Here is a 24,212-nt window from a genome sequence, read left to right on the forward strand (position 1 = left end):
TAACCTTGGTCATTGGTATAATTAGAAACGACTCTTCCACAACGTTTTGGCTTTATCCATTGCATCGTCATAGCTATTGACTACGCCCATGGTATACAACGCGATTCCCATGGTTTCAACGACTGCCAACTCTCCATATTCATGAGATTGTTCACCCAACCACACTGCTTTAAACACGGCTAAATCAAGCTCTTCTTCAATCGGGCTACGGTCAGGTGTTAACTTCGGTAATTCGTGCTCGTACAACTCACCATTCTTAATCCCACAAATCAAAGTTTTGGCATCAGGATTACGCTCAAACTCACCACCTTCACCTTTAATCACTGTACTGTTTTGATAACCCAAACGAAACGCAGTTTGCTGGTGTGAACTACGATAAGCAGGGTGGAAAATTGCCTGTAAGGTTGCTTTGGCATTAAAGGGGTTGATTAGGCGTGCTAAGGTGTGAATGGGAGAACGTAGCCCCATCACATTTCGTAGTGAAATCAATTCACTTAAAATTGGTGAGATGACTTCAAGTGGCAGGTAGGCAAAATGGTGTTGTTCCAGTTGCTCACGAACCTCTTGTTCATTTTGGCAAATTGAATAGCCTAAGTATTGTAGTACTTGTTCTGTATACACACGGTTAATGGTATGACCAGATGCACCATGCATCACAATTTTGTAACCATGATGCGCTAAAGTCAGTGCTGCCAATAAGAACCATGGATAGTGCTTACGCTTGCCTGCATAAGAAGACCAGTCAAGGTCGACATCAAGTGGCTGAAAATTGAGTTGGTCACGGGTGGCTTGAACAAAACCTGCCAGCTCATCCACGGACTCTTCTTTAACACGCAACAGCATCAAGAATGCACCCAACTGCACATCCAGTACTTCATTTTTTAAAATCATCGTAAAAGCTTGATAAGCTTCTTCGTAACTGAGCGAACGAGCCCCTGTTTTGCCCTTACCTAAAATACGCACATACTGAGCAAATGGATGTTCTGCGGTTTTATAAATATTACGTTTGGTGTTCATGGCCGTAGTGAAGGTTGTCACAAAGAATAAAATCAATATGACATAAAACTGCGCTGTGTAGCATAAAAAAACCAACAAGCTGTTTAATCAATAAACAACTGTGAACTGAAGATCGATGATGCAAACAAAATTATTGACCGAATCAGTCTAGTGATTTGATGTAAACGGGACATGACATCCCATCTAAAAGTTATTAGCATGACTGCGAACAAACTTTTAAGAACAATGAAAGCGAAAGGAAATAATGATGTTAGCTTACGATTCAGATTTGGAACTCTTCCGCGATAACTTTAAACGCTTTATGAGCGAGCAGATTGCACCGCATTATGACCAATGGGAGCGTGAAGGCATTATGCCGCGTTCAGTATGGAGCGCATTGGGTGAAAATGGATTCTTGTGTGTCGATGTTCCAGAAGAATACGGCGGTTATGGTGTACCAACGCATTATTCATTGATGTTGGTTGAAGAGTCTGCACGTGCAGGCTATTGCGCATTATCAACTGCGATTTCATGTCACTCTGAAATTGCTGCGCCGTATATCCAGCACATTGCGACAGAAGAACAAAAACAGTATTGGTTGCCAAAAATGGTGTCGGGCGAAGTCGTGGGTGCGATTGGTATGACTGAGCCAGGTGCAGGTTCTGACTTACAGGCGATGCGTACCAGTGCTATCTTGCAAGATGATCATTATGTGTTAAATGGTTCGAAGACCTTTATTTCAAATGGTCAACATGCCGATCTTGTGGTTCTAGCTGTGAAGACTGATCCACAAGCACGTGCCAAAGGTGTGTCACTCATGTTGGTGGATACACATTTAGAAGGGTTTAAAAAGGGAACCAACCTCGACAAAATTGGTTTGCACTCACAAGATACGTCAGAGTTGTTCTTTGATAATGTCAAAGTACCGAAAGATCAATTGTTGGGCCAAGCAGGGCAAGGTTTTGCTTACCTGATGCAGGAGCTTCCACGTGAACGTACCGCGATTGCTTCAACGGCATTGGGTGCAATCCGTGGCGCAATTGATTTAGCAACAGCGTATGTAAAAGAACGCCAAGCCTTTGGTCAGGCAATTTCACAATTCCAAAATACACGTTTTGTCTTGGCTCAAGCGAAAATTGATGAGTTGGCAACAGCTGCTTTCTATAACCAAAATGTCGCTTTATATAATGAAGGCAAGTTAGATGTTGAAACAGCCGCTGCATTGAAGAGCTTTAGTACTGATATGCAAATGAAAGTCGCTGATAACTTGCTTCAACTCTTCGGTGGTTATGGCTATATGACTGAATATCCAATTTCACGTTTCTTCGTTGATGCACGTATCCAGCGTATTTATGGTGGTACTAACGAAATCATGAAAGAAATCGTGGCACGTGGCATTATCGGTAAAGCTTAATTCATTCGCTTAAAAAGTAGCCTGCGCTATAGCAGGCTATTTTGTTTTATGCAGGAAGAGATTAAGGCTTTGGCTCATTAAATAAAGCAGCACAATGTTCGGTTTGACATCCTGCCAGTAGAATGGCTTTGGGGAGACTGGCGTACAGATTGGTCAAGTGCTGTTCAGCGGGATGCTGAAAATGCCAAAAAGAAAATTGTTTCGAGTATTGGTCTTTAAAATTTTGATAAAAATCATTTTGCTTTTTTAAAGCATTGGGATCTGCCGCGGGTCCTTTCCCTAATTCTTGCGTACCGACGGTGGTCATGAGCATTACATTTTGAGTTGTATTGGCTTTATTTTTTAGCCATTCAGCCTGTCTATTGGCTAAGGCGTAGTTGTCAAACCAAAGTGAAGGGCTTGCTGCAATATATCGCTGAAATGTTTGTGGCTTCGAAAAGAAGGTATGTAATGCAAACAATCCGCCAAAGGAGTGTCCGAATAAGCTTTGTTGCTGGGCATTGATCTTAATTCGTGAACTGATTGCAGGTTTAAGTTCTTTATCTAAAAACTGGATGAACTGGTCTGCACCACCATACTGATATTTTGCCTGCGCTTGGAACTCGGCAGAGGTTTTAGGGGTATAGTCTAAAGCGCGTTTTTGCACATCAAAGGTGCTCTGGTCGGGATAGCCAACTGCAACAATTACCACAGGGCTAAGCCCTAAACGATTTGCACCAACACCAACTGATCTCGCAATATTGGCAGCGCTTTCAAAGGCTGCATTGCCATCCAGCACATACAAAACAGGAAAGCCATCTACAGGTGCTGCACGATCGGGAACGGCAATCTGGATCAGGTAGTCTTGAGAAGTATATTTTGATTTCAGGATAAAACTTTGTCTGGTCTGAGTATTTGTTTGTACTTCTTGAGCTGAACTGGAACTTGCCGTAGAAGGTTGTGCAACTACTGATTGGCTAGCGATCATGAAAGAAAAAGTCAAAATACCAAGACGTTTAAACATCACTTTATTTACACTCATCAAAATTTTGACAAGAAATATATAATGAAAATCATTATCAATAAAGTTTAATGGGAAAAAGAGTTAAAACTCAGCGTGTTTAATGCATAAAAGTATTGTTATACTCTAGCTCGGATAATCGATTCATAGATAGATTGTAATCCATTCTTATAGATGATTTTGCTGAGGCTGCATTCAATGGTAAACGATGGACAAAACACATCGAATTCACTTAATTTAGAACAAATTCGTAACGATATTGATAGTGTTGATCAACAAATCCAAGAGTTACTCAACCGCCGTGCGACACTGGCAGAAGCGGTAGCTAAAGCGAAATTTGCATCCGAAGAAAATCCGCTGTTTTACCGCCCTGAACGTGAAGCTCAAGTGCTGCGCAAAGTGATGGAGCGTAATCAGGGACCTTTGTCTGATGCGACCATGGCACGTTTATTCCGTGAAATCATGTCTGCTTGTCTGGCACTTGAAGCACCACAAAGTATTGCGTTCTTAGGTCCAGAAGGGACTTATACCCATTCAGCTGTGTTAAAGCATTTTGGTAAAGATGCGGTTGTGCGTCCATTACCAACCATTGATGAAGTCTTCCGTGAAGTCGAAGCGGGTAGCGCACATTATGGCGTTGTTCCAGTGGAGAACTCATCTGAAGGTATTGTTAACCATACGCTGGATTGCTTTAAATCATCGACTGTCAATGTGATTGGGGAAGTTGAACTACGTATCCATCATCAATTCCTTGTATCAGAGAATACCCGTAAAGACAGCATTAAACAGATTTATGCGCATCAGCAAACCTTGGCACAATGCCGCAAATGGTTAGATGCCCATTATCCGGGTGTAGAGCGTGTTGCGCTGAACTCAAATGCGGAAGCGGCGCGCCGTATTCGTAATGAATGGCATTCTGCTGCGATTGCATCTGATATTGCGGCAAGCATGTACAACCTTGAGATTTTACATAGCAATATTGAAGATAATCCTGAAAATACCACACGTTTCCTTGTCATTGGTCGTGAGAAGATTCCTCAAAGTGGTAATGACAAGACTTCGTTATTGATCTCTGCGCATGATCGTGCTGGTGCTTTGCTGGAAATTCTTGCACCATTTGCGAAGCATCAAATCAGCTTGACCAGCATTGAAACGCGTCCAGCATTACCTGAAAAATGGGCGTATGTGTTCTTTATCGATTTGGAAGGGCATATTGGTCAGGAAAATGTTGCGGCAGCATTGGAAGAAATTCGTCCAATGGTCAAAGAACTACGTGTACTCGGATCGTATCCAATCGCAGTTTTATAATTCTGTTTTATCGTATGGATAGATGGCTTCGGCATCTATCCATATCAAAGTCGTCTCATTAGGCAAACATCTTTTATGTCTCAACCATTATTTAATAAAGTCGCATTTATTGGGCTTGGACTGATTGGGTCTAGCCTTGCTCGTGTGATTGTGGCAGAACAGCTTGCATCTCAAATTGTGGCTTCAACACGTTCAAAAAAAACATTAGAAGATGCCAAAGCACTCGGTCTTATTCAACACGGTTATGCTACGCCTGAAGAAGCAGTTCAGGATGCAAATTTAATTGTTTTAGCCTTACCTGTTCGTGCAACGCAAAACGTGCTTGAGCAAATCAAACCTTATTTGGCAGACAATGTCATCATTACTGATGTGGGTAGTACCAAAGGCAATGTCGTTGAAGCGGCGAAAGCAGTCTTTGGCGAAAACTTGCCAGTCGGTTTTGTACCGGGGCATCCGATTGCGGGGGCTGAGCATACTGGGGTACATGCAGGTAAAGTTGATTTATTTGTTAACCATAAAGTAATTTTGACTCCCTTGCCAAGTAGTGCGGATTGGGCTGTTGAAAAGCTGGTTCAACTCTGGTCTGCGGCAAAAGCTGAAGTCATTTGCATGGATGTGGCAAAACATGATGAGGTATTGGCACATACTAGTCATTTACCGCATTTGATGGCATTCAACTTGGTTGAGCAACTGGCAAATCGTGAAGATAATTTAGACATTTTCCGCTATGCTGCTGGCGGTTTCCGTGACTTCTCTCGGATTGCAGCCAGTGATCCACAGATGTGGCATGACATTTTCTTTGCCAATAAGACTGCAATTTTGAATGCTGTTGATGGCTTTGAACAGCAATTGTCAGTTTTAAAGAAATTGATTGAACAGGAAGATTCGCAAGCGTTGATGGGACTACTTGGGCATGCTCAAGCGGCACGTCAGCACTTTAACCATATGTTGGCCAAAAAACCTTTGATGGAGAAAAACAAGGTGACACAGCAATTTACCATTTTACCGGGAAAGAAAACATTTACAGGTAAATTCACCGTACCAGGTGACAAATCTGTGTCACATCGCTCCATCATGTTTGGTGCGATTGCTGAAGGCACAACCCATGTGACTGGCTTCTTGGAAGGTGAAGATGCACTCGCAACTTTGCAGGCTTTCCGTGACATGGGCGTGAGCATCGAAGGGCCTAAGAATGGTGAAGTCACCATTCATGGTGTGGGCATGCACGGTTTAAAAGCGCCAGCAAGTGCTTTGTATATGGGGAATTCAGGTACCAGTATGCGTTTGCTGTCAGGCATGTTGTCTGCGCAGAAGTTTGATTCAGTGATGACAGGTGATGCCTCATTGTCTAAACGTCCAATGGAGCGTATTGCCAAGCCATTACGTGAAATGGGTGCACAAATCCAAACGACTGGTGAGAAAGGTACACCACCAGTCAGCATTACAGGTAGCCAAGCCCTTAAAGGGATTCAGTACGATTTACCAATGGCGTCTGCTCAAGTGAAATCCGGGATTTTACTGGCAGGCTTATGGGCGGCTGGTGAAACTTCAGTGACTGAACCTGAACCAACACGTGACCATACCGAGCGTATGTTACGTGCCTTTGGTTATGAGGTAAAAACCGAAGGCAATAAAATTTCACTCGTGGGTGGTGGTAAATTAGTGGGGACTGATATTCAGGTACCTTCTGATATTTCATCTGCTGCATTCTTTATGGTCGGTGCTGCGATTACTGAAGGAGCAGACGTCATTCTTGAAGCGGTGGGGATTAATCCAACACGTACAGGTGTGATTGAAATTCTTAAGCAAATGGGTGCTGATCTAACTGTAGAAAATGAACGCATTGCAGGCGGTGAACCGATTGCAGATATTCATATCAAAGGTTCTCGAACACTGAAAGGTATTCATATGCCTGAAGACCAAGTGCCATTAGCCATTGATGAATTCCCGGCATTATTCATTGCTGCTGCATGTGCAGAAGGCCAAACGGTTCTGACTGGTGCTGCTGAGCTACGTGTCAAAGAATCTGACCGTATCCAAGTAATGGCAGATGGCTTGAAGATCATGGGGATTGATTGTACCCCAACCGAAGATGGCATCATCATTGAAGGTAAAGGCAAGTCTGGTGATTGGTCTGCGATCTTTACTGGTGGTGAAATTGAATCACACCATGACCATCGTATTGCCATGAGTTTTAGTATGGCTGGTTTGCGTACCTCGGGTAACATCACCATTCATGGTACAGAAACTGTGGCGACAAGTTTCCCGACATTTACTGAACTCGCAAATTCAGCGGGTTTGGATGTACAGGTTGTGAATCCATAAGCTGATTTTAAAAAAGCAGTGTTTAGCTTTGAAAATAAGTTAAATGCTGCTTTTTTATATAAGCATATCGATAAAAACAATTGGCTAAAGATAATGCGAAAACGCTTAAATAATAAAAAGACTGAGTTTGTCGATGTACATATCTAATCGGGCCTAAATTTATCAATTTAGCTATAGAACCAAGACAATCAGCTAATCTATTAAAGACAATTGTATATATAATAATTCTTAGCGTACCAGTTGGTTTAGCGCTGCGATCCAGAGCTAAAAAACATAAGAATAGAGGGAATAGCATGAAAACGTTGCAATTTATAGCAGATTGCCCAAAACATGGGATGGTTGATCATCCACCGAATGAATGCTATATCACGCAAGAGTACGTGGCTGCGCTGCTGTATAAACAATTAGAACAATATGGTTTTGATGCGAAGCATATCCGTCATGAGCATGAAAAAATTGAAGTGCGTATCGACAATCACCAATTACCGCTTTCCATCTTATGTTCACAACAGGATACGGAAGGGCATATTCTCTGTGAAATCTCTGCCAATCCACAGCAAGAACAAGCTTGGTTTGAGCGTATTGAAACCCAAAGTATTATTCGCCAATTGGCTCAAGCTGTTGAAAATAGCTTAAAAGCAGAGCATAGTTTTTCTCAGTTTGTGTGGAAAAGCTAAGTCAATTTTGCGCATAAAATCTAAAATGAAGTGATTTAAGCACCGCCATTCAGGTGTATGGTGTATATTGGTTTAAACGCTTTATTTGAGAGTATAGGTGCATGATACAGGTCGATTTTTCTAAATTATCACCCCAAGCGGTTTGGCAACATTTTGAGACCTTATGTACGATTCCTCGACCATCCAAGCATGAACAACAATTAAGGCAACATTTAAAAGATTGGGCGGAACAGCGCAACTTGGAAACCTATGTTGATGGCATAGGGAATTTAATAATTCGAAAAGCCGCTACAGCGGGTAAAGAACAGGTTGCAGGTGTGATTTTGCAGGGACACTTAGACATGGTGACTCAGGCAAACCGTGGTACTCAACATGACTTTTTTAAAGATCCAATCCAACCTGTATTAAAAGATGGCTGGCTAATTGCTGAAAATACCACCTTAGGTGCTGATAATGGCATTGGGGTTGCACTTGCACTGGCTGTATTAGAATCAAATGATATTGCCCATGGGTCGATTGAAGTTCTATTAACCATTGATGAAGAAGCGGGAATGAGCGGTGCTCGTTTGCTTGAGTCAGGCATTTTAACTGGGCAATGGCTTTTCAATATTGATACCGAAGAATGGGGTGAGCTGTATCTTGGCTGTGCAGGCAGTATTGACCTAGAAGTGGGACAGCCACTTGAATATGAACCGGCACCTGTAAATTTGATTTATGTAGATTTACTGGTGTCAGGCTTGAAAGGTGGTCACTCTGGGGTTGATATTCATTTAGGTCGTGGTAATGCCAATGTGATTCTAGCCAATTTCCTGAATGACTATTTAGTGCAATCCAATGGTCGACTGGTTGAATTTGTCGGTGGATCAGCACGAAATGCTATCCCACGCGAAGCTGTGGCAACCATTGCAATTGAGATAGATCAATTGGCTGGTCTAGAAAAAGCAATTCAAGCTACACAGGCTGAATGGCAACAAAAACTACAAGGTATTGATGATCAGCTGCAAATCACCTTACAACAAAATGCCAATCAGATAAATGAAGTTATTACCTTACAGCAGCAACAAGCTTGGTTGCAGGCCTTGGCAACTTGCCCTTATGGCATTGCACAGTGGAGTAGTGCTTTACCCGATGTGGTTGAGACCTCGAATAATATCGGTGTGGTTAAAATCACTAAAGATGAAGCGAAAACCTTAATTATGGTTCGTTCGATGGTGAACCAAGAAGCAGTGACATTTGCACAAAATATTCAACAACACTTCGCTAATTTCCAGATTAAATCCGAATTAACGCCGTTAGTATCGGGCTGGACACCAAATCCAGATTCAGCTGCATTGAAATGTCTACAACAAGCTTATCAATCCGCATTTAAAATTGAACCAAACTTGAAAGTAATTCATGCAGGCTTGGAATGCGGTATTATTGCAGAGCATTATCCTGATTTACAGATGGTATCGTTTGGCCCTGATATTCAAGGGGCGCATGCGCCGGGTGAAAGAGTTAAAGTGGATACTGTCGAGAAATGTTGGACGTTGTTAGTGACGGCGCTAGAGTCTATCAAGTAATTGCTGTTTTAAGATTCAGTAATCAAAAGTTTTAAGAAGATGGTTTTGTTAGACTGACGGTCGTCCTTGCTACCGCAGTCTAACAAGGCGGCATCCATGCTGCCGCCGCGATAGTCAATACTGATTGTGGTAGAAAAATACAAAATAATGGAACTTTAGATTTTACGGTCATGATTTACGTTGACCTGAAACAGTGTTTGATCCAACTCGATAAATTCAATTTCACAATCAATAAATTTTTCAATCATAGTGGCTTGAGTACGGGTATGTTCACTAATACATTGTGCGGTAAATTCACCGCCTTGACCCAATGCCATAGGCAATAACAACTGATCCGCTAAATATTCATCTACTACGGCTTGGGAATTAATATATTGTTTCACTTGTTCGGCCAAATGACTGGCAATTTGTTCTGCACTTTTACGCATTTCACCTAAAGCAGTAAATAGCTGAGTGTGGTGTTGATGCTCAACTCTGACATACGCCGTATTGCCTTGGCTAATCCCATTTAAATGGAACTGTTGTTGTGCATCTAATTTCAGTCTTTTACTTAAAGTTGTTAATTCCCGCTCTGCGATTTGCGCTTCTTTTGAAAGATTCAATACAGCTACAAAAGCTGCAGTATTTTGTAAAGCGCCACGTTCTAACAAGCTAAACTTGTTTCGATGTCGCCACGGCTGAATCTTGATTTGAATTTCACCTGCACCAATCGGGAAGAAGCCTGCTTTATTTAACTTAAACTCGGTTTCTATTCCCATCTTTGTGAGTGTAGGTAAAAAGCAATGCTCGATAAAATCCGCTGTCGGTGCAAGTGGATTATGAGTACCGCCTGAGATGGTAAGTTCACTGGCTTCATTTTGCAATAACAAAGCAGGCAATAGGGTCTGTAAAACCAGAGTTGTGCTGCCTGCTGAACCAATCTGGAATTGGTATTTTCCACTTTGTACATGTTGAGGTGCAAAGTACAAGTGCTGGCTATGGAGTTCGGCACCTTCAACATACGCTTGGCTAATCTGTTGGGATGCCTGTACACAGACCAAATGCTGACGCATTAAACCTGGTTTTTTCCGTCCAGCCCGAATGTTGATTAATTCAAATGCTTGGCCTGTAATCATCGAAAGGGTAAGGGCGGTTCTTAAAATTTGTCCACCACCTTCACCTTGTGAACCATCAATCTGGATGGCTGCTGGCATATTTGCCAAGGCCTTATTCACTTCTATTTTCCTTATTTTCTAATTAAATGAACATACTGTCAGTACATGGTAATGCGAAGTAATGTGTGACTTTGCTTTTGGCAAAGGTTTACTCGGTACATAGTGCTGAGCCTAATCAGTGAAGATTGATGCACGGCTCACATGCTGCCATAGCCGCCTGAATTATTTTCAATCCCTCAGATCGGAGTAACGCAGGATCTTATACTCGCCCAGTATGTCCAAACTGTGATTGTGAACTAAATTCACAAAATCTGTTGTCTATTCGACTAAATCAATCTGCCAATTGGCCGCCTGAATTTTGATATTTAAATCACGTAGTTTCGCGCTGATATCATCGGCTTGTTTTTGCAAGCTAGAAACAGGGATAACCTTCTTCCATTTGATCTCACGTGAGCTATAACGATCAGGTTCACGATGGGTATTGGCAATCGCATCAACGAGAATCTTGTGTTGCTCAGCATAACTATCACGTAAGCTTAATAGGGACAGCAATATTGTGCCGTCTTCTAACTTTGCTTGTGCATTGGTCAAATGAATACGACAAATCAGTTGATTGCTTTCTTGGGTTAAAGCAAATACTTGTTTGATGAGTTCATTTGGATCTTCACTCGGTTCATCACCATCTTGCACCAAGACATTGGCATTGATCCGTTGTTTTAAGGAAGCGAGCTTTTTTTGTTGATCGCTTCGCAGTAAAAGTGCTTCTGCAAGTTTCATTTTTATCCTTGATATGTATATAACATTTGAACCGTACCGGGTTTGTCGGAGAGTCAATATTCTGAGAGACTATCCCGATGACAAAACCAAACTATACCCCCGAAATTAGAGAAAGAGCGGTTCAATTACTAATTGAATCTGAAAAAGATTATCCTTCTACTTGGGCAGCAATCACAGCTATTGCTCCTAAAATCGGTTGTACTCCTGAAACATTGCGTGTTTGGTATTTAAAGCATCTGGATCAACTAAATCCTGCCAAAGTACAACAGATATCTGACCAAGAAAAAATGAAGCAAATGGAACGTGAAATTAAAGAATTAAAACGTGCCAATGAAATTCTACGTAAAGCAGCCGCTTTTTTCGCCCAGGCGGAGCTCGACCGCCCACACAAATAATGGTGGATTTTATCCATAACAATAAAGATCGATATGGTGTTGAAGCGATTTGTAGAATTTTACCGATTGCACCTTCAACCTATTACCGAACTTTAGATCTCACTGACAATCCAGAACATCGAGCGAAACGAGATCTACATGATGAGTATCATGCTGAACAAATTAAACGAATTTGGAAAGAAAGTTCAGGTCGATATGGTGTACGTAAAGTTTGGCAAAAATTGAAACGTGAGGGTTATGTTATTGCACGTTGTACAGTTGCTCGATTGATGCAAAAGCTAGGTATACAAGGTGTTTGGCGTGGTAAGAATAAACAAACCACCCGTAACCGAGATGACCAAAAACGGGCAGATGATTTAGTGAAACGTAATTTTAATGCTGATCATCCAAACCAACTATGGGTGGGTGACTTTACGTATATTCAAACTCATTCAGGCTGGGTATATACCGCATTTGTTATTGATGTGTTCTCACGAGCAATTGTTGGATGGAAAGTATCTACACGGATGAATACAGATATGGTGCTTGATGCATTAGAGCAAGCATTGCATGATCGAGGCATGCCAAAGAATGTGATTCATCATTCCGACAGAGGTGTGCAATATCTTTCCATTCGCTATACCAATCGTTTAGAAGCAGCAAATTTACGAGCATCAGTCGGTACAACGGGTGATTCATACGATAATGCTCTGGCTGAAACGGTGAATGGCTTATACAAAACAGAGGTGATTGAATATTTAAAAGCAGATTGGCAAGGTTTAGCAGATGTACAACTTGCGACACTAAACTGGGTAGATTGGTTCAATAAAAAGCGTGTACACAGTGCACTGGGTTATGTATCGCCTTTTGAGTTTGAAGCAATGTACTATGATAAGATTAACCCGTTAGGTCAGGTGGCTTAACTTAAATAAAAAAGTCTCCGACAAACCCGGTACGGTTCAATTCTTGAGTTTTCTATAAATACAAATTGATCTTGATCAATTTTTTTGAAATTCAAATTGATATCATGAATGGTATTGATATCTTCATTAATACTGCCTTGAGTCCAAGATACTATAATTTCAAAACTAATTTTTAGCGTTACAAGCCGATTAAAAATGTCATAAGCAATATGAGTTGCTTTGATAGCCTGTTCACTCTCATGAAGCCATGCAATAGGTGAAATAAATCCTAAAGCAAGTGGTAAAATTCTAAAATGGCAGCTGCATGATTCTTCATTTGGAAATCCAGCAATATACCAACGATTATTAAATTTCATTTCATTGATTTCAGGGACATAATCCGGAAGTTGTCGTGTAAATGAAATGTCTTCACAATTGAAATAATCTAAATCAATACATTTATTCGTGCTGATTAATAAAACATGACACATAGAAATCTCCGTATATATCGCTTTACCCTTTAACACACACCACTTGTCTTAATGTATACACCACTTCAACCAAATCCTGTTGCGCTTTCATGACATCTTCAATTGGTTTATAGGCCGATGGAATTTCATCAATCACAGCAGCATCTTTACGGCATTCCACACCTTCAGTCTGCGCAATTTGATCTTCCACTGTGAATCGACGTTTTGCTTCAGCACGGCTCATTACGCGGCCTGCGCCATGTGAACATGAGCAAAATGATTCCTGATTTCCAAGCCCGCGAACAATAAAGGACTTGGCTCCCATTGAACCTGGGATAATTCCATATTCTCCCAAACGTGCACGTACAGCACCTTTACGGGTTACCATCACTTCTTCGCCGTAATGCTCTTCCTTTTCCACATAATTATGGTGGCAATTCACGGCTTCCAAACGTGCTTGGAACGGTTTTGGAATAATCGTTGCTAAGGCCTTAATCGCAGACTGCATCATGATTTCACGGTTTTTCATGGCAAAGCGTTGTGCCCAACCTACTGCAAACCAGTAATCATCAAAATGTTCAGTTCCTTCGACTAAATAAGCCAAATCTTTGTTGGGTAAGTTAATAAAGTGCTTCTGCATATCTTTACGTGCTAGCTCGATAAAATGATTACCGATGGCATTACCCACCCCGCGAGAACCTGAGTGCAACATAATCCAAACATGGTCGTGTTCATCCAAACAGATTTCTACAAAGTGATTTCCTGTTCCTAAAGTTCCCAGTTGCTTGCGGTTATTGGTATTTTTTAGGCGAGGATGCTTCGCACAGATGAACTCAAAATCTGCAACTAAATCAGCCCAAGCTTGGTCTACCATTTCAGGTGGCGTTTCCCAAGAACCTTTATCTCGACCACGGCCTTTGGTCATTCCATGTGGAATCAAGCGCTCAAGCTCAGTACGTAAAGCATATAAGTTATCGGGTAAATCAGAAGCGGTTAAGCTGGTACGCGTCGCCATCATTCCACACCCAATATCGACACCGACTGCAGCAGGGATAATCGCCCCTTTGGTTGGAATCACACTTCCAATGGTTGCACCTAGGCCAAAGTGAACGTCTGGCATCACGGCCATCCATTTATAAATAAAGGGCATTTGTGCTGTTTGTAACAGTTGTCGTTTTGAGTTGTCATCGACCATTACACCGTTGGTCCACATTTTTACTGGCATACTCGTTTCATTTTTTAGAACCTGATAAGCACGTTGTTGCTGTTCTTGTTCAAATTGAGCTTGTTGGTTGAGTTGTTCAACGACAGACATTTTCATTTTCCTTTCAAAGCCTGCCTGCCAAGCGTTTGCAGGCAGGTGATATTCACAAGATCCCAATGATATTGTGTGCTTATACTTTTGCAGGGACTGTGCCAACTTTTTATAAAATGCAAAATAATTTACATAAGCTTTTGATATGCATGATTTAATTAATTTTTAAAATATTTTTCATTCAATCGTGTGAGATTGCTATTAAGAAAATAAATATAAAATTATATAAATTTATATCTTTTTTGATATTTTATTTAAGGTGCTTTCTCATTGTGGAAAAGCAAATTTTCATTCCTTATAAGTATGAAAGGAGTGTAATTGGCATGGCGAATATTTTTCAGACGAGTAGCGGTTTGTTTATGGAAATTCAAGTATGTCTTTGCATAAGGACATGCTATAAACATAACAAAATACAAATAAATTGCTAAGTCGAATGGATATTTTTCGTTATTTAATCACAATTCTTTTATTTGCAGCTGGGGTGTTTTGCCTTGTTCAGTTCCTAGGGGGAAATTTTGATCTTATATTTTTCGCGCTAAGTATCGTTTGTTTTTTATTTGCCTACTGGGTGAAACCAAAGCGAGAGAATCGTGAGCGTAGAAATGATGCTTGGTACTGGTTTGATTTAATAGATATGTTTGTTGAGGCTGTTTATTTGGTCATTATTTTACCATTTCGTCTATTACGAAGAATATTTGATTTTTTATCTCCTGATGTACCGTGATGAGAACGCAGTAACTGCATATTATTTCTGATTTACTTTAGTGAGTTGACCTGTCTCATCTAAGCTAAATTGATCAAAATCATGGGCTAAATAGAAGTTCCCTTGATAGAAAGCTTGCACTTCCTCTGTGATGGCTTGTTGTCCAGTGCTGTCTTGATGGCGCGAGCTAAAGTGTGTCAGGATCAGATTGCTTAGGCCTTGTTGTTGAGCGAACTCAGCAACCATCTTGGCGGAGCTATGCATGGGGCCAGAACCCACCTTATCTAAAATGGCTTGCGTGTAGGTGCTTTCATGAATCAAAAGTTGGGCATCTTGGCATGCTTGTGCGAGTAATTCGGGCAGATCGTTGTCGCCACCGACAATGGCATGTGCGCGTTGTACTTGGATTTGAATGAAATCAGCCGCGTTCAAGGTCTGTTCATTAAATTGGATGTCCAGACCTTGCTGTAAATCTCCCCAAGCTTTGCCTTTGGGTACACCGAGTTGAACTAAAGCCTGTGTGTCTAATTTCTTTTGCGTATATTGTGCGATAATACTAAATGCAAAACTGGATACACGATGACTGAGTGGATGGGCTTGAATCGAAAGTTCATCCGTCAGTTGTTGTGGCTGAGTCGCTTCATTCACATCGATAAAGTTGAGGGAGTAGGGCAAATGTAAATCGGTCAGTTGTGCTGTGACTTCAATCCATTGTTGAATTTCTTTTGGAGCAATAATGGTTAAAGGTGCTGTACGGGCATTCATCCCTGCGCTGGCCAATAAGCCGACTAATCCATAACAGTGATCGCCATGTACATGGGTAATGCAGATTGCAATTAAGCTTTGTAATGAAAGCTTGGCTTGTTGAATGCGGTGCTGTGTACCTTCACCAGCATCTACCAGTATCCAGTCTTTATTCTTGCTGTTGCGGATGGCTAAACCAGAAACATTGCGTGTGAGTGTGGGTACACCAGAAGATGTGCCTAAAAAAGTAAAATGAAGCATATTATTGGAATTTTTCATTGAATTGCGTATTGTATATGATAGACATATATAAAATATTATAGAAATTATGCTGAATGCAAAGAAAACCGTCGTCATTGGCTTTGTAGGCTCTACTTTAGATCAAGGAAAGCGTCCTGATCGATGGCAACGTTGGCGTCCAACGCTGAGTCTTCTGATGCATGAAGATCTGATTGTGGACGAACTGGTACTATTGCATGATCGACAACATCATAATTTAGTCAAATTTATTGCCGAAGATGCGCAAGATGTGTCGCCATCGACTAACGTGTCGGGGCAGCGTGTGAGTATTCGTGATCCTTGGGATTTTGCCGAAGTTTATGGTGCGCTGTATGACTTTGTAAAAACCTATCCATTTGATACTGAAAAAAACAACTATCTTTTGCATATCACGACAGGCACACACGTTGCTCAGATCTGTTGGTATCTATTAGTCGATGCCAATTATTTGCCTGCCAAGCTGATTCAAAGTGCACCCAATCAACAAAAAACACCAGAAGGTGAATATCGCATCATAGATCTGGATTTATCTCGATATGATGTTCTTAAGCAACGTTTTGAAGACGAGCAACAACAAAATTGGCAACAGCTTAAAGCAAATATTTCAACTTATAACCCTGAATTTAATCAACTGATCACCGAGGTTGAGCTGGTTGCGACACGTTCAAGTGCCCCGATTTTGATTATGGGTGCAACAGGGGTTGGTAAATCACATTTAGCCAAACAAATCTTTCAATTAAAGAAAGACAAGTTTCATTTGAGTGGCCGCTTTATTGATGTGAACTGTGCAACCTTACGTGGTGACAGCGCCATGTCGAGTTTGTTTGGGCATATCAAAGGTGCATTTACAGGCGCAGCAGCTTCGCGGACAGGTTTATTAAAAAGTGCCGATCAGGGTATTTTGTTTTTGGATGAAATTGGTGAGCTTGGACTGGATGAACAAGCGATGCTGCTCAAGGCGCTTGAGGATAAATCCTTTTTCCCTGTCGGAAGTGACAAAGAGGTTCAGGCAGATTTTCAACTGATTGCAGGGACAAATCGGGATCTAAGAACCGAGGTACAAGCAGGTCGTTTCCGTGAAGATTTATGGGCGAGATTGAATACATGGACTTTCTTTTTGCCTAACCTTAAAGATCGAATTGAAGATATTGCCCCGAATATTGAATTTGAGTTGCAACGCTTTGCGGCAAATCAGCAACGCCAATTACGCTTTCAACGTGATGCACTCGATGTGTATTTGAAATTTGCCAAGTCTAAAGAAGCATCATGGCAAGGCAATTTCCGTGATTTAACTGCCAGTGTGACGCGGTTAGCGACATTATCCAGTGGTGAGCTGATCCGTTCAGAAACAGTCGAAAAAGAGATTCAGCGTTTAAAGCAGTTGTGGTCGATTCAAACCACACAAAGTGAATTTAAGGAAAAGGATGTTCTACTCAAGTATTTAGATCAAGCGCAGTTGAGCGAGATCGATGAGTTTGATCAGATTCAACTGCGTGGAGTGCTGCAAGTCTGTGAAAATGCCAAGTCGATGGCGGATGCTGGACGTCAATTGTTTGCAGCTTCACGTCAGCAACGTAATAGCACCAATGATAGTGACCGAGTCAAAAAATATTTGGCTCGGTTTGACTTGAGTTGGGGCGATTTTCAATAATTATTCAATTGGACGGTGATCTTTCTTGATTTGAGATTGGTTAGGTAGAAACTCTAAGTTCCAGAGTTTTTCGGCATGCCGACCAAGCCACCAGAAAGATACCGCCAACAAAATAAAGAAAATGGCTTTGTGCATGCCATTCCAGAAGAACTCAAAATATTTGGTGTAGAGGTTAATGAATAAAAAGGTGATACCAAAACCACGTGAGGTAGCATCATCGTGTTTTAAACCATAAACAATTGCGATGATGGCAATAAAGGCAAACAAGACACCCCAATGCAACAGCTCATATTGTTTAACGCTATACCAACTATTCAAGTCTCCATAATTGCCAAAGATTGAGAGAATCCATAAGGCAATAAATAGATACAGGAGTCCCATAACATAAGTTGAATGTGCAAAGTCTTTAAAATGCGCATAGCGTTTAAACAGTAGGCTTAAGCCGATCAATACATCGCCAAAAAATACAAAGCGTAAAGGGAAGTTCATGCCTAGATAATAGGCACCCCAGCCAGACATATAGCCTGTTTCCGTCCCAAACCATGAGCCGAGCGATAGTAGCGAAAACACCCAAATCAATCTGGATGGGAACCAGAAGGCAAGTGCTGCATAAATGATGGTGGAGAGCAGAAATAGCAAAGAGAAATGCCCACTACCTGTATCAATCGCTTGGCCGAAATAAGCCACAGACGCTGCGGTAGACAACACGCCTGCGAAAATAATCGCCTCATTGCTAAATTGATGTAAGGGTTTGGTTTTACGCCGATGATAGGCAAAGCCATAAAAGGCTGCTGCAACCACAGCAAAAATCAGACAGGGAATGATTTTTGAATCAATAAAGATTTTTTCAATCAATTCCATCAAGAACTGATCAGCGGTAATTGCAGCAATCGCAATCACCGCACAAATCATTGAAATCCAGAATGAATATTTTGCCAGTCGTTCCCAGTCAAACGGCCGAATTGAAAAACTCTGATTTAACTCATTGGCTACATCAGACGTAATCGTGCCTTGTTGTTGCCATTGTTCAATGGTTTGCTTTAAAAAAAGTCCCTGTTTTTTATTTAATTTCATTATTAAAGAACCCGAATGTCTGTACATTTATACTGATATAACAGACATTGGATTCAAAACACGTATTCTTTTCTTAGTAATTTGTTGTTAAGTCTACAGTTTTAAAAAACGAGCAATGACTTGACGCAACTGTTTTAGATACCCTGTGAAGAAATGATTGGCGCCTGGCAAAATCGTGATCGGATGCTTTTGTGGTTTTGCCCACGCGATCATATCTGAGAGCAGGGTAATATCATCCTGCTCGCCGTGAACAAACAGAATATCACCATCAATTGCAGGGGTTTTGTAATGACGTAAATCAACCACCGAACCTGTTGGCAAGCCACATAACACCAACTGTTTAGGACGTAACTCATTGCTGAGTTGGGCTTGGCATTTTGCCAGTACATGTGAACCAAAGCTAAAACCACCTGCGTAGAAGGTTAAACCTGCATGCTTTTCACGGGCATATTCAATCACAGCCATGATGTCATCAGTCTCGCCGTGCCCTTGGTCATGTGTGCCTTCACTACCAGCTAAACCGCGGAAGCTGGGGCGGTAAACGACACAGCCCATTTCATTGAAAATCTGAGCCAATAAAACAGGGACTTTGTGATGAGGTGTACCACCTTGTAAGGGATGTGGATGGCAGACAACAGCAAAACCTGTGATTTCACCTTGGGGTTGATCGACAAACATTTCAATTTGACCAACAGGACCTTGGATGAATAATTGCTCAGACATAAGATACGCAATGGATAATGGAAGAATCCACTATTTTACCGATAAAACTGAACGAGAACACGAATTGGCATTAAAAATTATCAACTGTTATAGTTTCACCAAGATAAATTTATTTTTGATTGATTATGCTTGCTTTAATTTCTCCTGCTAAAACACTTGATTACACCACAGCACTTCCTACAGATACGCATACTCAGCCACGTTTATTGGCACAATCTCAACAGTTGATTGATGTATGTCGTAAACTGTCGGCAACTGAAATCGCATCCTTGATGACAGTAAGCGAGAAAATCGCAAATTTAAATGTAGAGCGTTTTCGTGACTGGAAGGCTGATTTTGATTTTTCCAATGCACGCCAAGCCTTGTTTGCATTTAAAGGCGACGTATATACAGGTTTAGATGCGTATCACTTAAAAGACCAAGAGATTGATTTTGCGCAGCAGCATTTACGTATGTTGTCTGGACTTTATGGTTTATTGCGTCCGTTGGATTTGATGATGCCGTACCGTTTGGAAATGGGGACTAAACTAAAAAATAAGCGTGGTCATAATCTATATGAATTCTGGGGTAGTATGATCACCGATCAAATTAACCAAGATTTAGCTGAAATTGATGCGAAAGTATTGGTAAATTTGGCCTCTGACGAATATTATAAATCTGTGAATGAAAAGAAAATTCAGGCAGAAATTATTAAGCCTGTATTCTTGGATCAGAAGAACGGAAAATATAAAGTCATTAGTTTCTATGCGAAAAAAGCGCGTGGATTGATGGCAAGATACTTGATTGAAAATAAATTAAGCCAAGCAGAACAATTAAAAGCATTTGATAGTGAAGGGTATTACTTTGATGCTGAAAGTTCATCGGATAAAGAATTGGTCTTTAAGCGAGATGAGCAACACGCAGCTTAGATTTGCCTTGGGCAGGGTGGGATGTTAACCAAAGAGCATTTATTAAAACACGCAATATCGTCTGATCAAGTCCTGATTAAAGGCCACCTGACAGAACCTCGGAGTTATGGGGTGTATGCATTGCCTTTAGATCGGGATGGTACTCGACGATTTCGATTTGGTAATCATCCTATGCGCCAACAGGAACTGAAACATGAGTTTGGTTCCTGTACCTTATATCAGCTTTTTTTAGAGCGTAAAGATGCTGAATCATTGGCAAAGTGGCTGAATAAAGAAATCCAATGAGGATGAGTAATGCAGCAGTATTTATCCACATTAGAAAAATCATGGTTTGAGCTGCATCAGCATTATCATTTTGCTGAGCCGCAGAAAATTTTTAACAAGTTGATTGTTGCCTATAGTGAAAAGCAGCGCGCGTATCATACGCTTCAGCATTTATATGAATGTCTAGTTCTAGTTGACTCGATTCGAGCTGATTTAAATGATGCACATGCAGTTGTCTTGGCGCTCTGGTTCCATGATGCAGTTTATGACCCACAAGCAAAAGACAATGAACTTAAAAGTGCTGAGCTATTTGAACAGTATCTGGCTCAAGATTTACCAAACGATATTGTTGAAACGATAAAGCGATGGATTCTTGCCACGCAAAAGCATGCATCGACAGATGAGCTGGATTTACAGTTTTTACTGGATATTGATTTGGCGATTCTAGCGGCTGCACCAGACCGTTTTGCGGAATATGAGCAGCAGATTCAGCAGGAATATGCTTGGGTTGATCCAGATGTCTATTCGATTAAAAGAAAAGAAGTTCTAGCGCATTTTTATCAGACGGAGCCGCTTTATCAAACGGAAATTTTCCAGCAGCGTTTTGAGCAAAGGGCGAAAGGGAATTTGAGGAAGGTTGTTTGAGATTAGATCTCTATTTAATAAGGATTTTTGAATAAATAATTAAAGCTAAAGATATATCTAATCTGAGAGTTTATTGAATATAATTTATTGCGTATTTTTCTTGGTTTTCATAAATTTTTAACTCAATCACCCCATCTTTCCGATTTCCTTTTATATAGAAATGATAGTAATAATATGGTGTATGGTCTTGGCTATCTCCAGAATACCAGCCAGATTTTCTTAGTTTATAATTTTCTATCGTTCCATATTTTTCATGTAATTCTGTATCGTGTTGGAATATTTGAGCAATATTCCTCTCATTTTTCTTGTAATCTTTATTTGTCATATAAGTTGAAAAATATGCTAAGCAAATTGCTAACACTAAAAAAGTTAGAATTTTTTTTACATTCAACTTCATTTTATACTCTTAGATATCAGCATTGTAAAATAAGAAAGAATTTGATATTTTTTTGACAATAAGGTTTAGCTAATGTGTTAATTTCACTAGAGTTAAGCTGAACACATCTTCGTCATAATTGCGTAGTTTATAAAAGAAAAGTAACGAAGGAATAGAATTTATCCCTTCGTTAAACAAATTACTTGAAGAAATAACCAGTTTCTGGTGAGCTTGCATTCGCCATACGCTTACGCGGCATACGACCCGCTAAAAACGCTTCACGACCTGCTTCAACTGCTTTTTTCATGGCAGAAGCCATCAAAATTGGATTTTGCGCAGCCGCAATCGCTGTATTCATTAATACGCCGTCACAACCCAATTCCATTGCAATGGCAGCATCGCTGGCTGTACCAACACCAGCATCCACCAAGACAGGGACTTTGGCATTTTCTTTGATGATTGAAATAGTATGTGGATTCAGAATACCGAGACCAGAACCGATCAAGCTGCCCAAGGGCATGATCGCAACGCAACCCATACTTTCAAGTTCTTGTGCAACAATTGGGTCATCCGAGGTATAGACCATGATTTCAAAGCCATCATCAATCAAGGTCTGCGCAGCTTTCAGTGTTGCAGTGACATTTGGATATAAAGTTTTTTCATCACCAAGTACTTCTAACTTCACCAGATTGTGACCATCAAGCAGTTCACGTGCCAACATACAGGTACGAATTGCGCTATCCGCATCAAAGCAGCCTGCCGTATTTGGCAGAATCGTGTATTTTTCTGGTGGAATTACTGAAAGCAAGTTCGGCTGATCAGCATGCTGTCCGATATTTACACGACGAATTGCCACGGTAATAATTTCAGCACCACTGGCTTGAATGGCTAAATCAGTTTCATTGAGGTCTTTATATTTACCTGTCCCAACCAATAAACGAGATTGGAAAGTACGAGAACCAATAATTAAAGGGGAATCTTGCATGGGCTTACTCCATTTTTAGCCAATTAGCCGCCACCAACAGCTTGAATAATTTCAATACGATCTTCAGGAGCAATTGCGGTTTGCTCAAGTCTACTTTTCGGAATAATCTGTTGGTTCTTTTCTACAGCGAAGCGTTTGCCTTCAAGCGCTAAGCTTTGAATCAATTGCTGTAGGTTTTCACAAGACGTGTCTGTTGACTCGCCATTTAAATAGATGTGCATGATCAATCCTTATTTCGCATGCTTGATTGCTTGCCATGCGAGTAACAACCAGCCCGCAATCATAAATGCGCCGCCAATTGGGGTAATTGCACCTAAGATTCGAGGCAGGCCGAGCGCCATAATGTACAACGAACCGCAGAAAAAGATGATACCAATTTGGATCAAAATAAAAGGAATTTTTATTGGGAAGGTTGCTGTGGTTTTATGCAGGACACCCAAGATAAGCAAACCAATCGCATGATAGAAAAAGTATTGAGTTGCTGTACCCCACCAAGTCAATTGCTCTGGGGTTGCAAAAGATTTGAGTCCATGAGCACCAAAAGCACCCAACATAACTGCAAGCGCAAGGTTAAGCGCCGAGATAGCTATCCACATAATGATAATGGAACTGGAAATTTGATGAACAAAGTTAACATATTCGAGGGCTTAAACAAAGCCAGATAAAACAAAAGGGCATTAAAGCCCTTGTGTTTGTTTTAGTTCTAGCTTGCAGACATTGCGGTCTTGATTTTCTCCATTGCATTTTTTTCAAGCTGGCGAATTCGTTCCGCGGAAACGTTATATTCAGCAGCCAGTTCATGCAAAGTCGATTTATCATCATCTAACCAGCGGCGTTGTAAGATATTACGAGAGCGATCATCAAGCTGTTCCATTGCCTCGTGTAAGGCAGAGGTACTTTGCTCTTCATAATCTTCTTCTTCAATCAGGCGCGCAGGGTCGTAACGATTATCTTCTAGATAAAGTGCAGGAGCGGTATGTGGTGTATCGTCATCATCATCACCTTGTGCTTCAAAAGCAGCATCATAAGCGGTTAAACGACCTTCCATTTCGAGCACTTGCTCTGGTGTTACGTTCAAATCATTGGCAATTGATTTCGCTTCTTCCAAAGTGAGTCGTTTGCTCGATTTTTTAAGGCTACGTAAGTTAAAGAATAATTTACGTTGTGCCTTGGTCGTTGCGATTTTGACAATACGCCAGTTACGAATCACATATTCGTGAATTTCAGCTTTAATCCAGTGCACAGCAAAAGAAACTAAGCGAACACCCATATTCGGATCGAAGCGTTTTACCGCTTTCATTAATCCGAGGTTACCTTCTTGAATAAGATCACCTTGTGGTAATCCATAACCTGCATAACTACGTGCAATATGTACGACAAAGCGTAAATGTGACATCACCAATAATTTGGCAGCATCAAGGTCTTGGTCATAATAATAACGCTCAGCAAGTTCTTTTTCCTGCTCGGCCGTTAAGATTGGAATTTGATTGACAGTACTGATATATGCACCAAGGTTTACACCTGGCGCAGACAATGACAGGGGCATCAATTGATTGCTGCTGTCAGTAGTCATGGAGTCTCCTTAT

Annotated in this window: 25 protein-coding genes and 1 other annotated feature; of the genes, 11 read left to right on the top strand and 14 right to left on the bottom strand. The window is 40.9% G+C overall.

Annotated elements, in window-relative coordinates:
• Nucleotides 1-21: 21 nt before the first annotated feature.
• Entirely contained in the window at nucleotides 22-1,017 is a 996-nt protein-coding gene (locus F907_RS08475) for a glycosyl transferase family protein (RefSeq protein WP_016652280.1), read from the bottom strand.
• A gap of 247 nt (nucleotides 1,018-1,264) precedes the next feature.
• On the opposite strand from F907_RS08475, the gene F907_RS08470 reads away from it, so the two are divergent.
• Nucleotides 1,265-2,410, top strand: a complete 1,146-nt coding sequence (locus F907_RS08470; RefSeq protein WP_005241926.1) for an acyl-CoA dehydrogenase family protein — start codon at nucleotides 1,265-1,267, stop codon at nucleotides 2,408-2,410.
• Nucleotides 2,411-2,471: 61 nt separating this feature from the next.
• Here F907_RS08470 and F907_RS08465 read toward each other — a convergent pair whose 3' ends face one another.
• The gene (locus tag F907_RS08465; RefSeq protein ID WP_032862171.1) at nucleotides 2,472-3,413 is read right to left on the bottom strand and encodes an alpha/beta hydrolase; all 942 of its coding nucleotides are present in this window, start codon (nucleotides 3,411-3,413) and stop codon (nucleotides 2,472-2,474) included.
• 195 nt (nucleotides 3,414-3,608) lie between these two features.
• Here F907_RS08465 and pheA point away from each other — a divergent pair, with 195 nt between their 5' ends.
• The 4 genes from pheA (at nucleotide 3,609) to F907_RS08445 (ending at nucleotide 9,282) form a co-directional block, all read left to right on the top strand.
• Nucleotides 3,609-4,718 carry a prephenate dehydratase gene (gene pheA / locus F907_RS08460; RefSeq protein WP_005204264.1) on the top strand — a complete coding sequence of 370 codons (1,110 nt, stop codon included), beginning with the start codon at nucleotides 3,609-3,611 and terminating at the stop codon, nucleotides 4,716-4,718.
• Between the two features lie 75 nt (nucleotides 4,719-4,793).
• On the top strand, nucleotides 4,794-7,043 hold the full coding sequence (locus tag F907_RS08455; RefSeq protein WP_016652282.1) for a bifunctional prephenate dehydrogenase/3-phosphoshikimate 1-carboxyvinyltransferase: 2,250 nt from the start codon (nucleotides 4,794-4,796) through the stop codon (nucleotides 7,041-7,043).
• Between the two features lie 293 nt (nucleotides 7,044-7,336).
• Nucleotides 7,337-7,720, top strand: coding sequence for a hypothetical protein (locus F907_RS08450; protein ID WP_016652283.1), 384 nt, complete (start codon nucleotides 7,337-7,339; stop codon nucleotides 7,718-7,720).
• A gap of 101 nt (nucleotides 7,721-7,821) precedes the next feature.
• Nucleotides 7,822-9,282, top strand: a complete 1,461-nt coding sequence (locus tag F907_RS08445; RefSeq protein WP_016652284.1) for an aminoacyl-histidine dipeptidase — start codon at nucleotides 7,822-7,824, stop codon at nucleotides 9,280-9,282.
• 155 nt (nucleotides 9,283-9,437) lie between these two features.
• Here the strand turns inward: F907_RS08445 and rtcA are convergent, their stop codons facing one another.
• On the bottom strand, nucleotides 9,438-10,496 hold the full coding sequence (gene rtcA, locus F907_RS08440; protein WP_016652285.1) for an RNA 3'-terminal phosphate cyclase: 1,059 nt from the start codon (nucleotides 10,494-10,496) through the stop codon (nucleotides 9,438-9,440).
• Nucleotides 10,497-10,754: 258 nt separating this feature from the next.
• A complete protein-coding gene (locus F907_RS08435) occupies nucleotides 10,755-11,213 on the bottom strand; it encodes a DIP1984 family protein (RefSeq protein WP_016652286.1) in 459 nt (152 codons plus the stop codon).
• A 77-nt stretch (nucleotides 11,214-11,290) separates the two neighbouring features.
• Between F907_RS08435 and F907_RS08425 the strand changes: the two genes are divergently transcribed.
• Nucleotides 11,291-12,510, top strand: a protein-coding gene (locus tag F907_RS08425; RefSeq protein WP_087486619.1) for an IS3-like element ISAba19 family transposase whose coding sequence is annotated in 2 segments (ribosomal slippage) — nucleotides 11,291-11,567 and nucleotides 11,567-12,510 — 1,221 coding nt in all. Because the reading frame shifts where the segments join, the coding sequence is not laid out codon by codon here.
• Nucleotides 11,566-11,682 (top strand) — a sequence feature (AL1L pseudoknot). (Overlaps the previous gene by 117 nt.)
• On the opposite strand, the gene F907_RS08420 is transcribed toward F907_RS08425, so the two are convergent.
• Nucleotides 12,507-12,980 carry a hypothetical protein gene (locus F907_RS08420; RefSeq protein WP_016652287.1) on the bottom strand — a complete coding sequence of 158 codons (474 nt, stop codon included), beginning with the start codon at nucleotides 12,978-12,980 and terminating at the stop codon, nucleotides 12,507-12,509. The genes F907_RS08425 and F907_RS08420 overlap by 4 nt on opposite strands.
• Before the next feature lie 22 nt (nucleotides 12,981-13,002).
• On the bottom strand, nucleotides 13,003-14,274 hold the full coding sequence (locus F907_RS08415; protein ID WP_016652288.1) for an RtcB family protein: 1,272 nt from the start codon (nucleotides 14,272-14,274) through the stop codon (nucleotides 13,003-13,005).
• Nucleotides 14,275-14,707: 433 nt separating this feature from the next.
• Between F907_RS08415 and F907_RS08410 the strand changes: the two genes are divergently transcribed.
• The gene (locus F907_RS08410) at nucleotides 14,708-14,998 is read left to right on the top strand and encodes a hypothetical protein (protein ID WP_005241917.1); all 291 of its coding nucleotides are present in this window, start codon (nucleotides 14,708-14,710) and stop codon (nucleotides 14,996-14,998) included.
• A gap of 21 nt (nucleotides 14,999-15,019) precedes the next feature.
• Here F907_RS08410 and F907_RS08405 read toward each other — a convergent pair whose 3' ends face one another.
• Nucleotides 15,020-15,982, bottom strand: coding sequence for a ribonuclease Z (locus F907_RS08405; protein ID WP_032862090.1), 963 nt, complete (start codon nucleotides 15,980-15,982; stop codon nucleotides 15,020-15,022).
• Between the two features lie 67 nt (nucleotides 15,983-16,049).
• Here F907_RS08405 and rtcR point away from each other — a divergent pair, with 67 nt between their 5' ends.
• Nucleotides 16,050-17,651, top strand: a complete 1,602-nt coding sequence (gene rtcR / locus F907_RS08400; protein WP_016652290.1) for an RNA repair transcriptional activator RtcR — start codon at nucleotides 16,050-16,052, stop codon at nucleotides 17,649-17,651.
• Here rtcR and F907_RS08395 read toward each other — a convergent pair whose 3' ends face one another.
• A complete protein-coding gene (locus tag F907_RS08395) occupies nucleotides 17,652-18,725 on the bottom strand; it encodes a DUF2157 domain-containing protein (RefSeq protein ID WP_016652291.1) in 1,074 nt (357 codons plus the stop codon). It lies immediately after the preceding gene.
• A gap of 93 nt (nucleotides 18,726-18,818) precedes the next feature.
• The gene (locus F907_RS08390) at nucleotides 18,819-19,448 is read right to left on the bottom strand and encodes an alpha/beta hydrolase (RefSeq protein ID WP_016652292.1); all 630 of its coding nucleotides are present in this window, start codon (nucleotides 19,446-19,448) and stop codon (nucleotides 18,819-18,821) included.
• Between the two features lie 125 nt (nucleotides 19,449-19,573).
• Here F907_RS08390 and yaaA point away from each other — a divergent pair, with 125 nt between their 5' ends.
• The 3 genes from yaaA to F907_RS08375 are packed head-to-tail and all read left to right on the top strand — an operon-like array spanning nucleotide 19,574 to nucleotide 21,265.
• Nucleotides 19,574-20,356, top strand: a complete 783-nt coding sequence (yaaA, locus tag F907_RS08385) for a peroxide stress protein YaaA (protein ID WP_016652293.1) — start codon at nucleotides 19,574-19,576, stop codon at nucleotides 20,354-20,356.
• Nucleotides 20,357-20,377: 21 nt separating this feature from the next.
• Nucleotides 20,378-20,641, top strand: coding sequence for a hypothetical protein (locus tag F907_RS08380; protein WP_005241911.1), 264 nt, complete (start codon nucleotides 20,378-20,380; stop codon nucleotides 20,639-20,641).
• 9 nt (nucleotides 20,642-20,650) lie between these two features.
• Complete coding sequence (locus F907_RS08375) at nucleotides 20,651-21,265, top strand: HD domain-containing protein (RefSeq protein ID WP_016652294.1); 615 nt, start codon at nucleotides 20,651-20,653, stop codon at nucleotides 21,263-21,265.
• A gap of 70 nt (nucleotides 21,266-21,335) precedes the next feature.
• On the opposite strand, the gene F907_RS08370 is transcribed toward F907_RS08375, so the two are convergent.
• From F907_RS08370 to rpoH, 5 genes are all read right to left on the bottom strand, one after another.
• The gene (locus F907_RS08370; protein ID WP_016652295.1) at nucleotides 21,336-21,662 is read right to left on the bottom strand and encodes a hypothetical protein; all 327 of its coding nucleotides are present in this window, start codon (nucleotides 21,660-21,662) and stop codon (nucleotides 21,336-21,338) included.
• Nucleotides 21,663-21,840: 178 nt separating this feature from the next.
• Entirely contained in the window at nucleotides 21,841-22,626 is a 786-nt protein-coding gene (locus F907_RS08365) for a thiazole synthase (RefSeq protein ID WP_016652296.1), read from the bottom strand.
• 23 nt (nucleotides 22,627-22,649) lie between these two features.
• The gene (gene thiS, locus F907_RS08360; protein ID WP_005241908.1) at nucleotides 22,650-22,847 is read right to left on the bottom strand and encodes a sulfur carrier protein ThiS; all 198 of its coding nucleotides are present in this window, start codon (nucleotides 22,845-22,847) and stop codon (nucleotides 22,650-22,652) included.
• A gap of 9 nt (nucleotides 22,848-22,856) precedes the next feature.
• The gene (locus tag F907_RS08355) at nucleotides 22,857-23,222 is read right to left on the bottom strand and encodes a DUF423 domain-containing protein (protein WP_004806592.1); all 366 of its coding nucleotides are present in this window, start codon (nucleotides 23,220-23,222) and stop codon (nucleotides 22,857-22,859) included.
• A gap of 107 nt (nucleotides 23,223-23,329) precedes the next feature.
• On the bottom strand, nucleotides 23,330-24,199 hold the full coding sequence (rpoH, locus tag F907_RS08350; protein ID WP_005241906.1) for an RNA polymerase sigma factor RpoH: 870 nt from the start codon (nucleotides 24,197-24,199) through the stop codon (nucleotides 23,330-23,332).
• Between the last annotated feature and the right edge of the window lie 13 nt (nucleotides 24,200-24,212).

It is taken from the genome of Acinetobacter colistiniresistens (genome assembly GCF_000413935.1).
Classification (GTDB): Bacteria; Pseudomonadota; Gammaproteobacteria; order Pseudomonadales; family Moraxellaceae; genus Acinetobacter; species Acinetobacter colistiniresistens.